We start from the raw sequence: 16,450 nt of genomic DNA on the forward strand, positions 1-16,450 counted from the left end.
TACCCACTATTCTGTCATTGTATTTTCACTCTCTTTACTTGTATTTTCACTTTCTTTACTCTTTTGTTCACTTTTTCTACTTTTATACGAACAGTGCGTGTTCAAAAAGTCGACTTTTTGACCAACCACAAAAAAGACCCTCTCCATTTGTTGGAGAAGGTCTCATGCTCCTGCTATTGAATCGTCACTTGGCTCACGTCAATGTACCCGGATGGACTGATGTACACACCCTGTACATTTTTTGCAATGGCTGCGAGATTTTCACTGCTGCGGAATGGCAGCAACGGCACCTCCTCCATCTCGATTTGCTGCGCCTCTGCGTAGATTTCCTTGCGCTTCTCTGGATCTTTTTCCTTACGACCCGCTTCAATCAGCGCATCGACTTTCGGATTATTATAGAAGGAATGGTTGCCTGGCACACCTGCTGACGTGCTGTGGAAAAGGTTGTACTGGTTGTAATCTGCATCCCCGGTCGCATTGCCCCAGCCACTAATCAACATTTGCGCTTCACCTTTTGCCGCCAATTCCAGATACGCGCCGAACTCCATCACTTGAATCTGCAAGTCGATGCCGATTCCCTTCAGCTGGGATTGCAGCACTTCTGCCACATTGATTCTTGCCTTGTTGTCATTAAGATAGATGGTTGCCTTGAATCCGTTGGCGTAGCCTGCTTCGGTGAGCAATTGCTTCGCTTTGTTCAAATCGTATTCTGGCGTTTTAATATTCGGGCTGTAGCCAATGACTTTTGGCCCTAATGACGAGATGGCTACTTTTCCGACATTGTTGTAAACCCCTTTAATAATCGCTTCCTTATCAATCGCATGGGCGATGGCTTGACGGACGCGAACATCGTCAAATGGCTTCTGCTTGACGTTCATCCCGATGTGGTCAACTGCAAATGATTCGAACCGTCCCAAAGACATGCTCTGCGAGTTCTGTACCCTTTCCAGTTCAGTGACTGGAAGCTGTTCTGCGACATGGGCTTCACCTGTCTCCACCATGGCTACGCGTGTCGCATCCTCAGGAATAGTCTTGAAAACGACTTTTTCCAGCTTCGGTTGGGTGCCCCAATACTTCTCGTTTTTCACCATGACGATTTCTTGTCCAGGCGTCCATGATTCAAAGATGAACGGCCCCGTACCTACTGGTTTCTTGGACAACTCTTTGCCAAATTCCTTAATCGCCTTCGGACTGATAATGCCACCCTCGGCACTCGCCAGTACGGACAGTAGCCCTGCGAACGGATAATGTAAAATAATTTCTACCTTCAGTGGGTCAATGATCTTCACTTCTTTAATCATGCCAAACATGTTTGCTTTGGGAGTCGGATTGTCTTTGTCCAAAATACGGTCGATCGTCTTCTTCACGGCTTCAGCATTGAAGGGTTCCCCGTCATGGAAGGTAACACCGTCACGCAGCGTGAACTCCCAGGTGACATCGTCTTTTTGTTTCCATTCCTTTGCCAAAAGAGGTTTGTACTCACTATTCCGATCCATCATGACCAGACCTTCATAGAGCTTGTGCTGCGTCACTGCCATGGAATTAATCTGGGTACTGAAATGCGGGTCCAGATTATTCGCATCGGACAAGCGTGCAATAATCAAGGTACCGCCTCCACCCGCTACGGCCGATGAAGACGCGGGGCTAGTCGAAGCTTGATTGGAGTTGGACGCGGAATTCGTCCCACTGGATGTCTGACTGCCACCACAGCCTGCCAAGACTGTAGAAAGCAAGACGGACAGGGCGAGAATGGATCCTAGCATGTGCTTCTTCTTCACTGTGAATGCCCCCTTATTCTGGATGATAGAATGAAAAGAATATGGCATGACTAAATATTACTAATTTTCTTACTATTAATCTTTTCAATATCTTTACCTTTCTTTTCATTTTCTTTACCATGTGGTTTTTTAATGTTCAAAATAACTCTATTGAAGCTACCTACATAGTGGAGGAGAAGAAAAAAACCATCCCTTAAAAAGGGATGGCCGTGCATGAAAGACCATTTACAGTTCAACATCTTTGTCCCAGCGTCTTTCCAGATCCCTCACCGTCGAACTTTTCTCGACATCCTGTTCATTCTTGTAAGTTCCCAGCATGACGTCAAATACAGGGCTGGTGACACCGTACCAATAGTGTTCATTTTTAAAGTGATGCCATAGATGGAGCTTTTTCATCCAACGCCCCCATGGAGATATGGGTTGAACCGGACGATGGGCGATGTAATGCGTCCATTCATAAAATAGCAGAAATCCTATCACACCTGTAACAAAGGCATTGGTCACAATTACGTCGGAAGTAAGCAGATAACAAATGGCTCCGGTTCCTGCAATGAGCGGCAAGCTGTACCACACGGGCAAAAACAACAGGTGCAAGTTGTTCGGATCAGCGTGATGATCGTAATGTAAGCGCTTTAACAAATGGAGAAAAAATGGATTTCGAGGCGGTTTAAGGTGAAAGAGAAATCGATGAATCAAGTATTCGCTTGCTGCATATCCAATCATCCCCGCCACGAGTGCCACCCATGTTTCCAACACGTACCATTCAGAAATAGTGAAAGACAAGCTAATCAGAAGTAGAATGCTCATGATGAGGATATCCGGAAACGTAAAGAATTCCTTCAGAAACTTTGCCTTCAACAGAACGCCCTCCTCTTGTGTTCCTTCACTTGTCTTGTTCCAACACGGTTCGGTTTTTCCACAGCTCCAAACTTTTTTCCATTGCCTTTTTGGCTACACGCTCTGCTTCGATGTCATCTCCCTGTAAAGCGACGTTCAACAGTTCATGGTAATACTGCCAAGATGCTTCGCGGTGTTCCGGGATGGAAAAATACCTTCGCGCCATTTTTAGGTAAAAGGAATCAAAACTGTTTACAATCAGTAAATAGATAGGATTTGGGGAAAGCCTCGTCAGATTTTTCTGCAGCTCCCAGTCAAACGCTGCATAAGAATCAGCATCAGGTTTCAGTTGATCGAGATTGGCAAGCAATGCGACTACCTTCGGCTGATGAGCAGCAACTGCGTTACGAATGTAAACAGGCGCCAACGATATCCGCAGTTCCAGCAAGTACGAAATAAACTCATCCGTAACATTGTCGTGGTTTTGAATAATATGAACAAGGGTCATTACATTGCCTTGATGCCAATAATCGTTGACAATTGCCGGATGTCCTTTCCGCACAGTAATCCAGCCATCTCTTTCCAAGCGTTGCAGTGCTTCTCTAACGGTTGGCCGACCTACCCCGTAGTACTCTGCCAACTCCCGTTCCGGCCGCAGCGTACTTCCTGTAGGATACTCTTTGGTCAAAATTGCCTTGATTAATTTCATCTCAATTTGATCCGACGCCCGTTCTTTCTTTCCCCCTTTTTTCTCCAATGTCATGATCGCCTCCCTACCCTGCTGGTCCTACAACAAATTTTTGTGGTATTACCACAAATGGTAGTATTTTACACAATCACTGTCAAGAGGTGAAATACTGCAACTTACCAGTTACCTGCGCGAAATTGAATGTTCCTTCTCCCGCTTTCGTACGGTGAAGTGTTTGAACTTTCCTACACGATCAAAAAAGGCATAGCCCTCTCCCGAAAAAGAGAAGGCTATGCCTCTTGTATTACTGGCTTGATTATTCTGTCACTTCTACCGACCAGCCAAACTTGTCTTCACGCTCACCGTACTGGATTCCTGTCATCTCGTCATACAGTCTCGTTGTTAATTCCCCTGTTTTTTCACCGTTAATGATCATCTGATGTCCGTTCCAGTTCAGATCACCTACTGGGGAAATAACAGCCGCTGTTCCGGTACCGAACGCTTCTTCCAGCTCACCGTTGACGTAAGCGGTATGCAGGTCTTCCATCGAGATCCGCTTCTCTACGACTGGAATTCCCCAGTCCTTGAGCAATTGAATGGTCGAATCTCTCGTGATACCCTCCAGGATGCTGCCGTTCAATGATGGGGTCCACACTTCCCCTTTTACCTTGAAGAACACATTCATACTGCCTACTTCTTCAATATATTTATTCTCTACGCCATCGAGCCACAGCACTTGCTCATAGCCTTTTTCTTTTGCTTCCACTTGTGCTTTCAGACCGCCCGCGTAGTTACCTGCTACTTTAGCGTTTCCTGTTCCGCCTCTTACCGCACGAACATAATTGTTTTCTACGTAAATTTTCACGGGCTTCATGCCACCCGCATAGTACGCTCCAACTGGAGAGAGCACAATCACCAATTTGTACGTATACGAGGCGCGCACACCAAAGCATGGCTCTGTCGCGATTACGAAGGGACGAATGTAGAGAGACTGTCCGCTTTCTGTTGGAATCCATTCTTTATCTACTGCAACCAGCTGTTTCAATGCCTCGACCATGAATTCCTCGTCGATCAACGGCATGCTCATACGCTCCAATGAACGGTTCATACGCTTGAAATTTTGATCAGGACGGAACAAGCGAACCTTGCCCTCTTGATTGCGATAAGCTTTCAAGCCCTCAAATACAGCTTGCCCGTAATGGAACACCATTGCTGCCGGGTCCAATGTCAGCGGAGAGTAAGGAACGATTTGTGGATCATGCCATCCTTTACCTTCTGTATAATCCATGGTGAACATATGATCGGTAAAATGAACACCGAACCCCAGCTTGTCAGAAGCTGGTTTTTCTTTTTTCTGTTCTGTCCGGGTAATTGTTAACTGACACTCCATCTTCTACATCTCCCTTAGTATTAAATCCACTATTTGAACAACTTCCTATATATACAAAATAGCAACAATTTTGCATGATTTCCAGCGTAAGTTTCTCCTACCCCTACAATTTATTGTTATTTAGCGAAAACTTCGCAAAATTTTCGTGATCGATTTTTTTCTTCGTATGCAGGATGAAAGGAATAGGTATCCCGAAAAGAATGGATAGTGACAGAATGAGGAGGGATATGTATGACCACACACCTTCACTTGCACGGAAAAATTGCCATAGTAACAGGAGCCAGCCGCCTTCAAGGGATTGGGGCTGCCATCTGTAAAATGCTTGCCTCACACGGGGCCGATATTTTCCATACGTATTGGACCGCCTATGACCAATCCATGACGCATGGGATTCAAAAGGATGAACCCGCAATCTTGCAGGACGAGATCAGACGCTACGGAGTCAGATGTGCCGGGATCGAAATCGACCTGTCACAGTCTGATGCCTACAAAGAGGTGCTCGACGCAGCTACAGCACAACTGGGCGAACCAATCATCCTCGTCAACAACGCTTGCTACTCGACAAATGACGGCTACGAGGCACTGGATATTGCCAGTTTGGACGCACATTATGCCATCAATGTACGGGCAACCACAATGCTCAGTGTGGAATTTGCACGTCGCTTCTCTCACCAACGCGGAGGACGAATCATCAATATGACATCTGGTCAGTCCAAAGGCCCGATGGTCGGTGAGATCGCGTATGCCGCAACAAAAGGAGCCGTGGATGCCCTGACGACGACACTGGCTGCCGAAGTAGCTACGCGAGGGATTACGGTCAACGCTGTAAATCCTGGGCCCACCGATTCAGGCTGGATGAACGAAGAAATCAAGCAAAACATTTTGCAGCGATTTCCTATGGGACGGATTGGACAGCCCGAGGATGCAGCGCGACTTGTCGCTTTTCTGGCAAGTGACGAAGCGGAGTGGATTACTGGACAGATTATGCATTCCGAAGGTGGGTTCATCCGGTAAGTGAAAAAAGCACAATCCGCCGTTTCTAGCAGATTGTGCTTCTTCTATTTATTCAGGCTATGGTTTGCTCACGATTGGGAAAGAAGGCTTAAACAACTCTTTTTCGCCCAGCTGTTGATAGTCGCGCTCTACGTAGCCCAGACGCATTTTGTCAAAGTAACGCTGTCCCTTTGCTTTGATCTCTTCCAGATCAACTCCTGGCATGAGGCGGTCTTTCATTACGGTGCGTCCAGCGATGATGGAGAGCTTCACATCGCGACCTGAGCCACACGTGATGATCGTACGGATTGGATCATCAACCGCACCCATGTGGAAACCGTCCAGATCGATGGCAATGATATCTGCTTTTGCCCCCGGCGCCAATCGTCCCAGATCATCTCTGCCAAGGAAACGTGCGCCGCCCAATGTTGCTGCGCGGTAAATATCCGCGTAGCTGGAATCCGCGACATCGCCTTCCACCAAACGAGACAGCATGCTGGCTGTGCGAATGTTTTGGATGAAATCAGGCGGAAACGTATCGGTACCAATCGCGATGTTGACGCCGCGACGTTTGTAACGGGCAAACGATTCGAGTGCCTCGCCATGGCGACCGACTACGAGCGGGCAGTGAATCACGGTCGTGCCTGTCTCTTGGAGGATCGCCAAATCGTCTCCCTCTCCGAATTTCGCTTTACTAAACCCTGGAATGAAATGTGCGTGCGGAATTGCCGTTTTCTTTCCGAGGAAGCCGATCTCATTCAGGAACTGAATCGGTGATTTGTTGTGTCGACGATGGATTTCTGTATATTCATAGAGACCTTGTGCAGCATGAAGACGGATAGGACATCCGAGCTCTTCGCTGTAGCGCTTTGTGTTGATCAGGTTCTCTACAGACTGTGACTCGATTCGCTCCGGCGCCAGCATTCCACGGATGAGTCCGTTGTGAGCCCCATCGAAATCTTTGACAAATTGTACGGCCCGCTCCAGACCTGCTTGTCCTTCCGCTTCGTTCCACAGTACTTCAATCTCTCCATTTTCCTTCACGACACGCATACCGGATTGATAGCTCGGCCCCATGTACATACGCAATCCCAAGCGTCCTGCATGATCGGCTGCGGCTGCCAGCTCCTCATACGTTTCCGCCCAGCGCTTGTAGAAGACGGATGTAATCGGCATCGCTGTCGTTACCCCATTTAGAATCAGTTGGCTGTAGGCGTAAAGGGATTTGAACGCCTCTTCCTCAGGGGTCATTACCTCATGGTAGCCTTTGCGGTAGTAGTCTTCAGACCAAAGCATGTTTTTGCTTCTCGCAGAAGCTTGCTCCAGATGTACGATGTCGTGATCAATATCACCCAACGCATTCAGGTCAATGAAGCCCGGGCTGACTACTGCATTGCCAGCATCGATCACTTCATCTACCTCGCCATCAAAATGGTGCCCCACATACACAATGGTGTCATTCTCGTAAACGACTTCCCCATCCTTGATAATCACATGATCTTCGCCGTCAAAACCGATGACATATTTTGCGGTTATTTTCTTTTTCATGATGATCCTCCCTACTCTTTCTCGTTCCGGCCTCTCCACTCCATTGTATCCTTCGTTATTATAGGAAATATTCTGTAAAATTTGTTTCAAAACTTTTACATGTATTTGCACAATCTTTACTCCTTTTCGAAAACACGCAAGATTCCACGCAATACGTAAAGATCATGCAAAAACTAGTAAAAAAGATGAACAACCTTGTTCGAAATATTCACTACAATTAACATAGACAGCTAGACTGGACTCTCATCCACTAAATGCACTACAGAGAAAGGGCTGATTTCTAGTGATGCAAACTTTTTGGTTAACCAACGTTCGTCTTGATAAAGGATTTGAAACAGGAGACGACGGCGTCTTTCACACACTCTCAGAAATCTGTCATTTGAAAATCGAAGACGGCAAAATCGCAGAGATCGTTTCGGCGAACGAAACACTCGACACCACTTTACCGCAAGAAGATGCAAAAGGTTTATTGGCCCTCCCCTCTTTTGTTGAAAAGCATAATCATCTGGACAAAACGTATGCGGGCGCAACCTGGAAATCGTGCCTCCCTCCGAAAAAACTGATCGATCGCTTGGAGTTCGAAGCAAAAGAAATGCCGCTGATAACTGGGACGACCAAGGAGCGCGCGCAAGCAATGCTCCAGTGGCATATCAAAGGCGGTGCCACACATGTCCGCACACACGTCAACATCGATCCATACATCGGGCTGAAAAACCTGGAGGGTGTGCGTGCAGCCCTGGAAGAGTACAGCGATCGCCTGACGTATGAAATCGTCGCTTTCCCGCAGCAGGGGCTCCTGCGCACACAAGCAAGCTCCTTGATGAGACAAGCGATGAAGGAAGGCGCTACGTTGGTTGGGGGATTGGACCCAGCTGGGATTGATAATGAATTGGAAGGCTCCTTGCGTGAAATGATGGACATTGCGGTGGAAGCAGATGCGGATGTCGATATTCACCTGCATGATCCGGGGACACTCGGCTTCTATACGATCAAAAGACTGCTCGATCTGACCGAGGAAGCTGGCTGGCAAAACCGCATGGCGATCAGTCATGCCTTTGCGCTCGGAGATGTGTCGATAGAGGAAAGCTCGGACATGGCAGACCGATTGTCCCAGCTGGGAACGATGATCATGACGACCGTTCCGATTAATCGGGCAATGCCACCTGTTCCGATGCTTCATGCCAAAGGCGTACAAGTCGCACTTGGTTATGATGGCTTCTACGATTCGTGGTCGCCATATGGTACAGGCGATATGCTGGATAAGTTAAACCGTCTGGTTGAGCGCTACCGTTGGGTCGATGAGAAATCATTGGTGCAATCCTTGTACTTCATCACCGGAGGAAAAACAACGCTCGATAAAGATGGCAACCGTGCATGGCCAAAGGTTGGCGACGCGGCAAGCATCGTGTTTGCAGAAAGCTCCTGCTCTGCGGAAGCGATTGCGAGAAAATCTCGTCGGGCTGCTGTTATGTTTAAAGGGAAGATTGTGCATGGTGCTTTGGAGAGATTGGAAGCGGGCAGATAATAGATGGGAAGGCTTCGCAGATTTGGGCGAAGCCTCTTTATGTTTTATCGGATATTAAGCTGCTGGATGATTGGAGAAAGATTCCTTCTCTTTAGATAAGAACCAACCCAGTACAGCGATCAAGAGAAGAACGGTCCAGAACGTTGCCTTCCACGCGACCGACTTTGGGAAATCTGCTGCCAAATAACCTAGCTCAGGGTGCGACAGTGTGTATACGGCCAACTTAACACCAACCCAGCCGACGATCAAAAATGCGGCTGTCTCTATTCCAGGCTTTCGCTGTAGCAACCCTACAAAGTAAGAGGCGGCAAATCGCATTATGACTAACCCGATGATTCCACCGGCAAGAATGACACCAAACTGCCCGCCATCCAATCCGCCTACTTTTGGTAATGACGTCCCCGGGAGTGTCACAGCGAAGGCAACAGCAGCGAGGATAGCGTCAACTGCAAAGGCAAGGTCCGCTAATTCCACTTTCAGTACCGTCATCCATAATCCAGAGCCCTGCTTCTCGGCGCCAGTCTCCTTTTTTTGATCTTTGCGCAATATAAATTTCTTCACGATATGGTGGATGGCTATAAACAGGAGATAAGCTGCCCCGATTGCCTGTACTTGCCATACGTCCACAAGGTAGGAAATGATAAATAACGAACCGAAACGGAATAGAAAGGCTCCAGCAAGCCCATAAAATAAAGCTTTCTTCCGCTCTTTCTCCGGAAGATGCTTCACCATAATTGCGATCACCAAAGCATTGTCTGCCGCTAAGATCCCTTCTAGGCCAATCAGGACAAGTAGCACCCATCCATACTCCACTATCATAGCCCAATCCATTCCAGTCCCCCCTTATGTAAGTCCTATCCCTCTTTGTGGTAAATCCATCCTTTCTCTTTTTTTATTATACTGTATTCTTGTTGTTTATAAGTATATAAACATATGTTTATGTTAATGGATTTTAAAACCAAGCCTTTTTTAAGAGCTTCACACCAAGTTGGATTTCATCACTTGATAAATTACTGAAACCAAGCTTCATCATTGGTTGATCGGTTTTGTTTTTAAGGAAGTAGAGTGAAGTCGGATAGACTTTAACTCCCTGAATGGCCGCTTGTTGAATGAGCCATTCTTCTGAACGCTCCACGTGTACTTTGACTAATACGTACAATCCAGACTGCTCCCCAATGATAGAAATACGTTGTTTGAAATGCTTCCTCAATTCACAAACGAAGTGCTGCATTTTTCTTTTATAAACAAGACGCATCCGTTTAATATGGCGATTCCACTCCCCTTCTTCCATAAATTTCGCCATTGCGAATTGGCTAAGTAGTGAAGTGGTACTCTCGAAATGTGCGAATTGATTTTTATAACAGTTGATAAGTGGCTGTGGTAACACCATATAACTTAAACGAATTCCTGGCAGAAAGCACTTCGAGAAATTTCCGAGATAAATAACTCTCGTTGAATCGATGGAAGCGAGAGCCGGAAATGGTTGTTGGGTATAGCGATATTCACTATCATAATCGTCTTCGATAATATAGCCTTGCCTATTTTTTGCCCAATGGATGAGTGTATGCCTTTGTTGAATGGGCATGCTTACCCCATATGGACTGTGATGGGACGGCGCCACATATATCAATCGTGATTTCATATGTTCCAAGTATGAAAAATCAGCACCTGTCTCATAAACGGGTAACGTTTCCAGTGTAAAACCGTTCAATTGAAAAGCATTTCTAGCGCCATCATAACCAGGGTCCTCCACAATGATGCTAGGAAAATCATGTTTCAGAACAAGACCAAGATACACAAGCATTTGTTGGGTACTACTCCCGATAATGATGGCATCTGGTTCTGTTCTCACTCCACGAGACTGGAGTAAATATGCTGCGATTTGCTCACGTAGGCTCCATTCACCAAAAGGCTCCCCATACCGAAAGCTGTCCTTTGCCGTTAATACTTGATTCGAAATCCTCCGCCATGTTTTTAAAGGGAAATGCGCTTGATCGACGATGTCTGCGCGAAAATCAATGCGAACAGGTGGTACCGGCTCTGCATGCTTGTGAGTAGAAGAGCTGCGGGCCTCTAGAAATAAAACGGGCTCTAACTCATTCACAAAATAACCCTTGCGGCCTTCTCCACGAATATACCCTTCAGCAACAAGTTGTTCATACGCCATTAATGTTGTATTACGGCTTACATGTAAGGAATCTGCAAGTTGACGAATGGAGGGCAATGGCTCATCCGCCTTAATGTCGCCTTGTTCAATAAATAATTTAAATTTCTCGTATATTTGTTTGTATTTAGGAGAGTTATCTTTGAATGTAAAAATGGTATTTTTCATTTGCACCCCTTCTGACATGTATATTTGTTTGTTATTGTATCTTTTTTTATGTCAGTTTGTATCATACTCTTGGTTCAAGAACAAGTTGAAAGGGTGGTTACTGTGTACATTCCTAAGCAATATCGGATGGATCATGACGAGGCAGTTCAAATGATGAAGTCTAACCCGTTTGCCCTATTGATTACGGTTGATGAACATCGCCCGTTGGCTACGCATATTCCGTTGGAAATTCGTGAAGAGGAAGGGAAAATCTATGCGACTGGGCACATCGCATACGGAAACACGCAGAAGAAAACGTTGGATAACAATAGAGAAGTTTTGCTTATTTTTCAAGGACCGCACGCTTACATTTCGTCAAGCTGGTATGAGAGTGAACAAGTTCCCACATGGGACTATCTCGCTGTACATGCGTATGGGACAGCACGTATCCTCACGAAGGATGAACTGAAATCGGCTTTGGATTCTATGCTTACACACTATGAATCTGACCGAGAAAATGGTCGGCTCTGGGAGACCTTCAATCCTGAGTTGCTTGAGAGAGAAATGAAAGGAATCGTTGGTTTTGAGATTGAAATCACCTCTTTTCAAGGGGCAGCCAAAATGAGCCAAAATCGCAACAACACCGATTATCAATCGATTGTGGCAGAGCTTGAAAAATCAAGTGATCAAGGGGAAATTCAGGTTGCTCAGTGGATGCGTGAGCAACGGAAAGAGTTATTTAAATGATCAGCCTATAGAACGGCTTCCGAAATTCCAAAGGCCCCTCCAAAACATAATAAGTGAAATGAAACGGAGAGATAGGTTATGACTAGATTTATCATTGAAGATGATTTTTGGTCGTTATTTCCGCATGCAAAAATAGGCATCGTGATTTGCCAAGGAATTGATAATTCAATTAGGGACGTTGAAAAATACGAGAAGCTGCTGCAGGAGGCAGAGAAAGAAGCGCATAAATTCTTACGTCTAGAGGAATTCAGTAGTAATCCTGTCATTTCCGTTTGGCGAGAAGCTTTTCAGAAATTCAAGACTAAGAAAGGGGCAAGGTGTTCCATTGAAGCTTTATTAAAAAGAGTGAAAAATGGCAATCCGATCGGAACAATAAACCCGCTTGTTGACATCTATAATTCCATTTCATTGCGTTATGGGCTTCCGTGTGGTGGAGAAGATATCGATACTTTTGTAGGCGATATTCGGCTAACACAAGCAAACGGTAACGAACCGTTTATCCCATTGGGACAGGATGAAAATGCTTCGCCATATGAAGGGGAAATTGTTTATAAAGATGATGACGGTGCCATCTGCAGATGCTGGAATTGGCGTGAAGCTCAGCGGACGATGCTAACAGAAAATACGAATAATGCATTCCTCTGTATTGAATTAATAGATGAAACAAGAAGCGATGAATTCCTTATGGCGCTAAAAGAATTGTCTGATTTAGTGCCACATCATCTTGGCGGTATGGTGAAGATGGAAGTGTTAGATATCAATCTTAAGGAAATGACCATCTTTGGTTAAACAAACGGCAGCCAAATGCACTGGCTGCCATTCTTTGTGTTTATGAAACGATCGATGCCCGTTCGCTCAACAACCATATCCTGACTTTAGAACATTCCATTCTCATTGGGGGAATCATCCGGTATGGGCTGGCCTACATCCCACAATTCAATGATTTGGTCGTTATGAAAACGGAAGATATGGACCACAGCTCCCCCAAGATCCTCTTGGTTTTGCTTCACATGGGAATGAACCGCAACGATCTCCCCCTCTTCGATGGCACGTTTCACTTCGAGAGTCTTATGAGGATTCTTTGCGGCGTTCTCTTCCATTGCGAGCATAAGAGAATGAGCATCGCCACGGAAAAAGGGATTATGGTGGCGGAAATTCGGACCAGTGTATCTTTGGTATGCTTCTCGCACATTCCCCGACGCTACCAGTTGCAAAAACGACACCGCATTCTCTTTGAGAGAAGTCTTCATACCAAATCATCCTTTCTTTAATAAGATACCCGTTCATACAACACGTCTATCTATGCCCAACTTTTTGCACTTTTTAACACTCCTCGTACGTCCTCCTCGTCACTCGCTATGCTTTCAATCTTGCCATTCGTATTTACTATTTCTTCTGTGTACCCAATTAACCTTTTTCCCACATCCGTTATTCAACCGCTCATCTTGCCTGCTGCGTTGAGGTATAATAGTTCAAAGAAAAGGGGGCGGAAAACTGTGGAGTGGTTAATCGGTCTGGCATGCAGCGCCGGGATTGCCGGAGCGGCTTATGTAAAACGGTCGCTGGCTGGTTCCGGCTTTTTGGCGGCAGTGATACTGGGCACCATGATGTACGCACTCGGAAGCCCTATCTGGTTCGGCTCCCTCATCGCTTTTTTTGTCTCGTCCACCTTATTGTCCAAGTGGAAAAAGCATAAAAAGCAAGAGGCCGAGCGCGGTTATGAGAAAACAGGGAGACGCGATGCTGGCCAGGTGCTCGCAAACGGCGGGCTCGGGCTCCTGTTTTGTGTAGCAAATTGGGCGTGGCCGCATCCGCTATGGTGGTACGCGTTCCTCGGCGTGATGGCGGCGGTCACAGCCGATACATGGGCGACAGAAATCGGCGGCTTAAGCCGGAAGCCTCCGCGATCGATCAAGACGGGTCAGCGTGTTCCGCCCGGCACTTCTGGCGGCATTTCTGGCCTGGGCATGGGGGCTTCGCTGGCTGGTGGACTATTTATCGGCGTTGTAGCGTGGTTGCTGCTTGCAATTCCCGGGCAACCCGCGCCGGATGTGATCACACCTGCCCTTAGACTGGCAGCCTGGATCGGCATAGCAGGACTGGCGGGCATGGTAGGGTCACTGGTTGATTCGTGGATCGGTGCGACATGGCAGCAAATGTACCGTTGCGGCGCTTGCGGTCGTGAAATCGAGCAGGCTCGTCACTGCGGCAAACCAGCCGTGCGAATCCGCGGCCGCACTGGTTGGAACAACGATGCCGTCAATGTCGCTGGCTCACTTGCAGGTGGTGCTTTCGCCGTCTTATTGGCGCTGGCAATTGGCTAATCGTTTGACATATAAAGAAACGGAAAGACTTCGTATCACAAAAACGATACTGAGTTTTTCCGTTTCTTTATTTCGGGACACAAGTCTAGGCTATTTTCGTCACTTTCTTCGCGTTCTGTACCATTTTTGAGACGCACGCCCAAAGTATGAAGCCAACCAGGAGAAAGCCGACATTCATGCTGATGACGCCTCCCCATCCGTATGCGGACCAAAACAATCCTCCGATTGTTCCTCCTACACTTGAGCCCGTATAGTAGAAAAATAAGTACAAGGAAGAGGCCTGTGCTTTGTTCTGTAAAGCAAGCTGTCCTACCCAGCTGCTTGCAACGGCATGAGCTCCAAAAAATCCAAAAGTAAAAAATCCAAGTCCTCCTATTTTTAGAATGAGATTCGCTTCCCACGTCAAGCAGACGCCGATCAATGCGAGAATCAAGCTTATGAATAATAGCTTTTGCTTACCATGACGATCTATTAATTTTCCTATCCAGACAGAGCTGAACATTCCGATGATCATAATTAAAAATGTCCAACTTATAAATGTTTGGCTGAGTGAATAGGGCTTTTCGAGCAATACATAAGCGATGTAATTGAACAGCGCTACATTACTCCCTAAAAGTATAAAGCCGATGACAAATAAACAAATGAGACTTGGAGCCTTTAGATGGTCCATTAAAGACAGACCTAACTTTCTAATGACGAATGGGCGTGCTTTGAAATTTTGTGATGGTGGTAAGGCGTTCCAAAAAATCAGTGTGGCAGCCAAACTGATGAGACCAATCCCCCCTATTGCGATCTGCCAGCCGAAGTAGTCACTCATCATTCCAGAGAAAACCCGGCCAAACACAGCCCCAATGGAATTGCCGCATATATAGAGACCCATAGCGGCTCCCAAACTTTTGGATTCGATTTCTTCTCCGAGATAGGCCATTGCGATGGAGGGTAAACCGGCCAATGAAATTCCTTCAATCGTTCGCAATACTAGCAGAACATGAAAATTCGAACTAAATGCTGTGAGAATACAAAACACAGACGAAGCGAGCATGGAAACGATCATGATTGGCTTGCGTCCCCATACTTCTGACAGCGACCCAAAAATGAGCATACTGATGGCAAGAACCATCGTTGTAATGGAGAGGGAAAAGCTTGCTGTCGTTGGACTAACCGAAAATTCTTTTGAAAATTCCGGCATTAAAGGCTGTACGCAGTAAAGAATAGCAAACGTATTGAAACCAGCAGCAAAAAAAGCAAAGCTGGTTTTGCGGAAGAGTGGCGTGCCTTGTTGTATCATGTGATCACCATATCATTTCAGGATGATTATGGTTTCATGGTATCACCATTTATCTATGATGTATAATTCATTATAATCATGTTTTCCATGCATTTATGTAATGAAAAATCCGAACAGAAAGTGGTGCTTTCGAATGGAATGGCAACAGTTCGAATATTTTCAAACCCTGGCAAGAATCCAACACGTGACACATGCTGCCGAAGCTCTCTCGATTTCGCAGTCTGCCCTTAGTCGTTCGATTGCCCGATTTGAGGATGAAATAGGCGTGCCCCTGTTTGACCGTCAGGGACGATCTATTCGGCTCAATAAATATGGTCAGATCTTTTTAAAGCGAGTCGAAAATATGATGAAGGAATTTCAAGAAGGAAAACAAGAGATCATGGATTTACTTGATCCAGATAAGGGAGAAGTGTCACTTGGATTTCTGCACACGTTAAGTACGAGTCGTATACCTGATTTACTAGCTTCTTTTCGCTCCCACTACCCAAACGTTCATTTTCGGCTCGGACAAGGTCCCTCCCATACGCTTATGAATCAGTTACAAGGAGGAGAATTTGATCTTTGTCTACTTGCTCCTATGGATATGAAATCTCCCTTTGTATGGAAGCCGCTTTGGAATGAAGAACTTTTTGTAATTGTCCCCAAAGACCACAAATATGCAAATCGTCCCTCGATTACTTTGAAAGAGATTGCAGATGAAGCATTTATTCATTTAAAAGAAGGGTACTCCCTTCGTATCACCGTCGAGCAATTATTTCAAGAAGCTGGCATTACACCTCCGATTACATTTGAAGGAGAAGAAGCAGACACCGTTGCAGGACTGGTCGCTGCTGGGCTAGGAATCTCCCTTTTGCCCAATTTAAAGGGCACGGACCAGAGTAAGATCACACAAATCCCTGTCAAAAGCCCGAAGTGCCAACGGACAATTGGAATTGCTTGGGTAGAAGGGAGATATTTATCACCTGCCACTGAAAAATTCAAACAATTTGTTATGAACCATGCCTGCGATTTTGAATAGGGA

The 16,450-nt window shown here is 46.1% G+C and carries 15 protein-coding genes; 6 read left to right on the plus strand and 9 right to left on the minus strand.

The annotated features are described in order from the left end of the window. Positions 1–173: 173 nt before the first annotated feature. The 4 genes from ACFVS2_RS12015 to ACFVS2_RS12030 form a co-directional block, all read right to left on the minus strand. Positions 174–1,778 (minus strand): glutathione ABC transporter substrate-binding protein, encoded by a 1,605-nt coding sequence (locus ACFVS2_RS12015; protein WP_390234056.1) that lies wholly within the window; start codon positions 1,776–1,778, stop codon positions 174–176. A 225-nt stretch (positions 1,779–2,003) separates the two neighbouring features. Continuing rightward, positions 2,004–2,636, minus strand: coding sequence for a sterol desaturase family protein (locus ACFVS2_RS12020; RefSeq protein ID WP_390234059.1), 633 nt, complete (start codon positions 2,634–2,636; stop codon positions 2,004–2,006). Between the two features lie 25 nt (positions 2,637–2,661). Further along, a complete protein-coding gene (locus tag ACFVS2_RS12025) occupies positions 2,662–3,378 on the minus strand; it encodes a GntR family transcriptional regulator (protein WP_390234061.1) in 717 nt (238 codons plus the stop codon). 241 nt (positions 3,379–3,619) lie between these two features. Further along, positions 3,620–4,693 (minus strand): branched-chain amino acid aminotransferase, encoded by a 1,074-nt coding sequence (locus tag ACFVS2_RS12030; RefSeq protein WP_173619142.1) that lies wholly within the window; start codon positions 4,691–4,693, stop codon positions 3,620–3,622. 231 nt (positions 4,694–4,924) lie between these two features. On the opposite strand from ACFVS2_RS12030, the gene ACFVS2_RS12035 reads away from it, so the two are divergent. Then, positions 4,925–5,707: an SDR family oxidoreductase gene (locus tag ACFVS2_RS12035; protein ID WP_390234064.1), complete on the plus strand. Its 783-nt coding sequence runs from the start codon at positions 4,925–4,927 to the stop codon at positions 5,705–5,707. A gap of 57 nt (positions 5,708–5,764) precedes the next feature. Here the strand turns inward: ACFVS2_RS12035 and ACFVS2_RS12040 are convergent, their stop codons facing one another. Continuing rightward, positions 5,765–7,234 carry an amidohydrolase family protein gene (locus tag ACFVS2_RS12040; RefSeq protein WP_390234066.1) on the minus strand — a complete coding sequence of 490 codons (1,470 nt, stop codon included), beginning with the start codon at positions 7,232–7,234 and terminating at the stop codon, positions 5,765–5,767. A gap of 283 nt (positions 7,235–7,517) precedes the next feature. On the opposite strand from ACFVS2_RS12040, the gene ACFVS2_RS12045 reads away from it, so the two are divergent. Beyond that, positions 7,518–8,759 carry an amidohydrolase family protein gene (locus ACFVS2_RS12045; RefSeq protein ID WP_390234068.1) on the plus strand — a complete coding sequence of 414 codons (1,242 nt, stop codon included), beginning with the start codon at positions 7,518–7,520 and terminating at the stop codon, positions 8,757–8,759. 54 nt (positions 8,760–8,813) lie between these two features. Here the strand turns inward: ACFVS2_RS12045 and ACFVS2_RS12050 are convergent, their stop codons facing one another. Beyond that, a complete protein-coding gene (locus ACFVS2_RS12050) occupies positions 8,814–9,590 on the minus strand; it encodes a TerC family protein (protein WP_390234071.1) in 777 nt (258 codons plus the stop codon). Positions 9,591–9,711: 121 nt separating this feature from the next. Continuing rightward, on the minus strand, positions 9,712–11,091 hold the full coding sequence (gene pdxR, locus ACFVS2_RS12055) for a MocR-like pyridoxine biosynthesis transcription factor PdxR (RefSeq protein WP_390234074.1): 1,380 nt from the start codon (positions 11,089–11,091) through the stop codon (positions 9,712–9,714). Positions 11,092–11,193: 102 nt separating this feature from the next. Between pdxR and ACFVS2_RS12060 the strand changes: the two genes are divergently transcribed. Beyond that, complete coding sequence (locus ACFVS2_RS12060; RefSeq protein ID WP_390234076.1) at positions 11,194–11,817, plus strand: FMN-binding negative transcriptional regulator; 624 nt, start codon at positions 11,194–11,196, stop codon at positions 11,815–11,817. 78 nt (positions 11,818–11,895) lie between these two features. After that, positions 11,896–12,606, plus strand: coding sequence for a B3/B4 domain-containing protein (locus ACFVS2_RS12065; protein WP_390234079.1), 711 nt, complete (start codon positions 11,896–11,898; stop codon positions 12,604–12,606). 86 nt (positions 12,607–12,692) lie between these two features. Here the strand turns inward: ACFVS2_RS12065 and ACFVS2_RS12070 are convergent, their stop codons facing one another. Further along, the gene (locus ACFVS2_RS12070) at positions 12,693–13,067 is read right to left on the minus strand and encodes a nuclear transport factor 2 family protein (protein WP_390234082.1); all 375 of its coding nucleotides are present in this window, start codon (positions 13,065–13,067) and stop codon (positions 12,693–12,695) included. 246 nt (positions 13,068–13,313) lie between these two features. Here ACFVS2_RS12070 and ACFVS2_RS12075 point away from each other — a divergent pair, with 246 nt between their 5' ends. Next, complete coding sequence (locus ACFVS2_RS12075) at positions 13,314–14,141, plus strand: DUF92 domain-containing protein (protein ID WP_390234526.1); 828 nt, start codon at positions 13,314–13,316, stop codon at positions 14,139–14,141. Between the two features lie 85 nt (positions 14,142–14,226). Here the strand turns inward: ACFVS2_RS12075 and ACFVS2_RS12080 are convergent, their stop codons facing one another. Further along, the gene (locus tag ACFVS2_RS12080) at positions 14,227–15,429 is read right to left on the minus strand and encodes an MFS transporter (RefSeq protein WP_390234084.1); all 1,203 of its coding nucleotides are present in this window, start codon (positions 15,427–15,429) and stop codon (positions 14,227–14,229) included. 133 nt (positions 15,430–15,562) lie between these two features. On the opposite strand from ACFVS2_RS12080, the gene ACFVS2_RS12085 reads away from it, so the two are divergent. Continuing rightward, on the plus strand, positions 15,563–16,447 hold the full coding sequence (locus ACFVS2_RS12085) for a LysR family transcriptional regulator (protein WP_390234087.1): 885 nt from the start codon (positions 15,563–15,565) through the stop codon (positions 16,445–16,447). Positions 16,448–16,450 lie beyond the last annotated feature (3 nt).

Origin of the sequence: Brevibacillus sp. NPDC058079, assembly GCF_042885155.1 — a bacterium.
In the GTDB taxonomy this organism is placed as follows: Bacteria; Bacillota; Bacilli; order Brevibacillales; family Brevibacillaceae; genus Brevibacillus.

Coding starts and splice junctions, on each gene's coding strand:
- ACFVS2_RS12070 (WP_390234082.1), bottom strand. CDS start 13,067: ATGAAGACTTCTCTCAAAGAGAATGCGGTGTCGTTTTTGCAACTGGTA.
- ACFVS2_RS12085 (WP_390234087.1), top strand. CDS start 15,563: ATGGAATGGCAACAGTTCGAATATTTTCAAACCCTGGCAAGAATCCAA.
- ACFVS2_RS12030 (WP_173619142.1), bottom strand. CDS start 4,693: ATGGAGTGTCAGTTAACAATTACCCGGACAGAACAGAAAAAAGAAAAA.
- ACFVS2_RS12040 (WP_390234066.1), bottom strand. CDS start 7,234: ATGAAAAAGAAAATAACCGCAAAATATGTCATCGGTTTTGACGGCGAA.
- ACFVS2_RS12050 (WP_390234071.1), bottom strand. CDS start 9,590: ATGGATTGGGCTATGATAGTGGAGTATGGATGGGTGCTACTTGTCCTG.
- ACFVS2_RS12035 (WP_390234064.1), top strand. CDS start 4,925: ATGACCACACACCTTCACTTGCACGGAAAAATTGCCATAGTAACAGGA.
- ACFVS2_RS12080 (WP_390234084.1), bottom strand. CDS start 15,429: ATGATACAACAAGGCACGCCACTCTTCCGCAAAACCAGCTTTGCTTTT.
- pdxR (WP_390234074.1), bottom strand. CDS start 11,091: ATGAAAAATACCATTTTTACATTCAAAGATAACTCTCCTAAATACAAA.
- ACFVS2_RS12025 (WP_390234061.1), bottom strand. CDS start 3,378: ATGACATTGGAGAAAAAAGGGGGAAAGAAAGAACGGGCGTCGGATCAA.
- ACFVS2_RS12065 (WP_390234079.1), top strand. CDS start 11,896: ATGACTAGATTTATCATTGAAGATGATTTTTGGTCGTTATTTCCGCAT.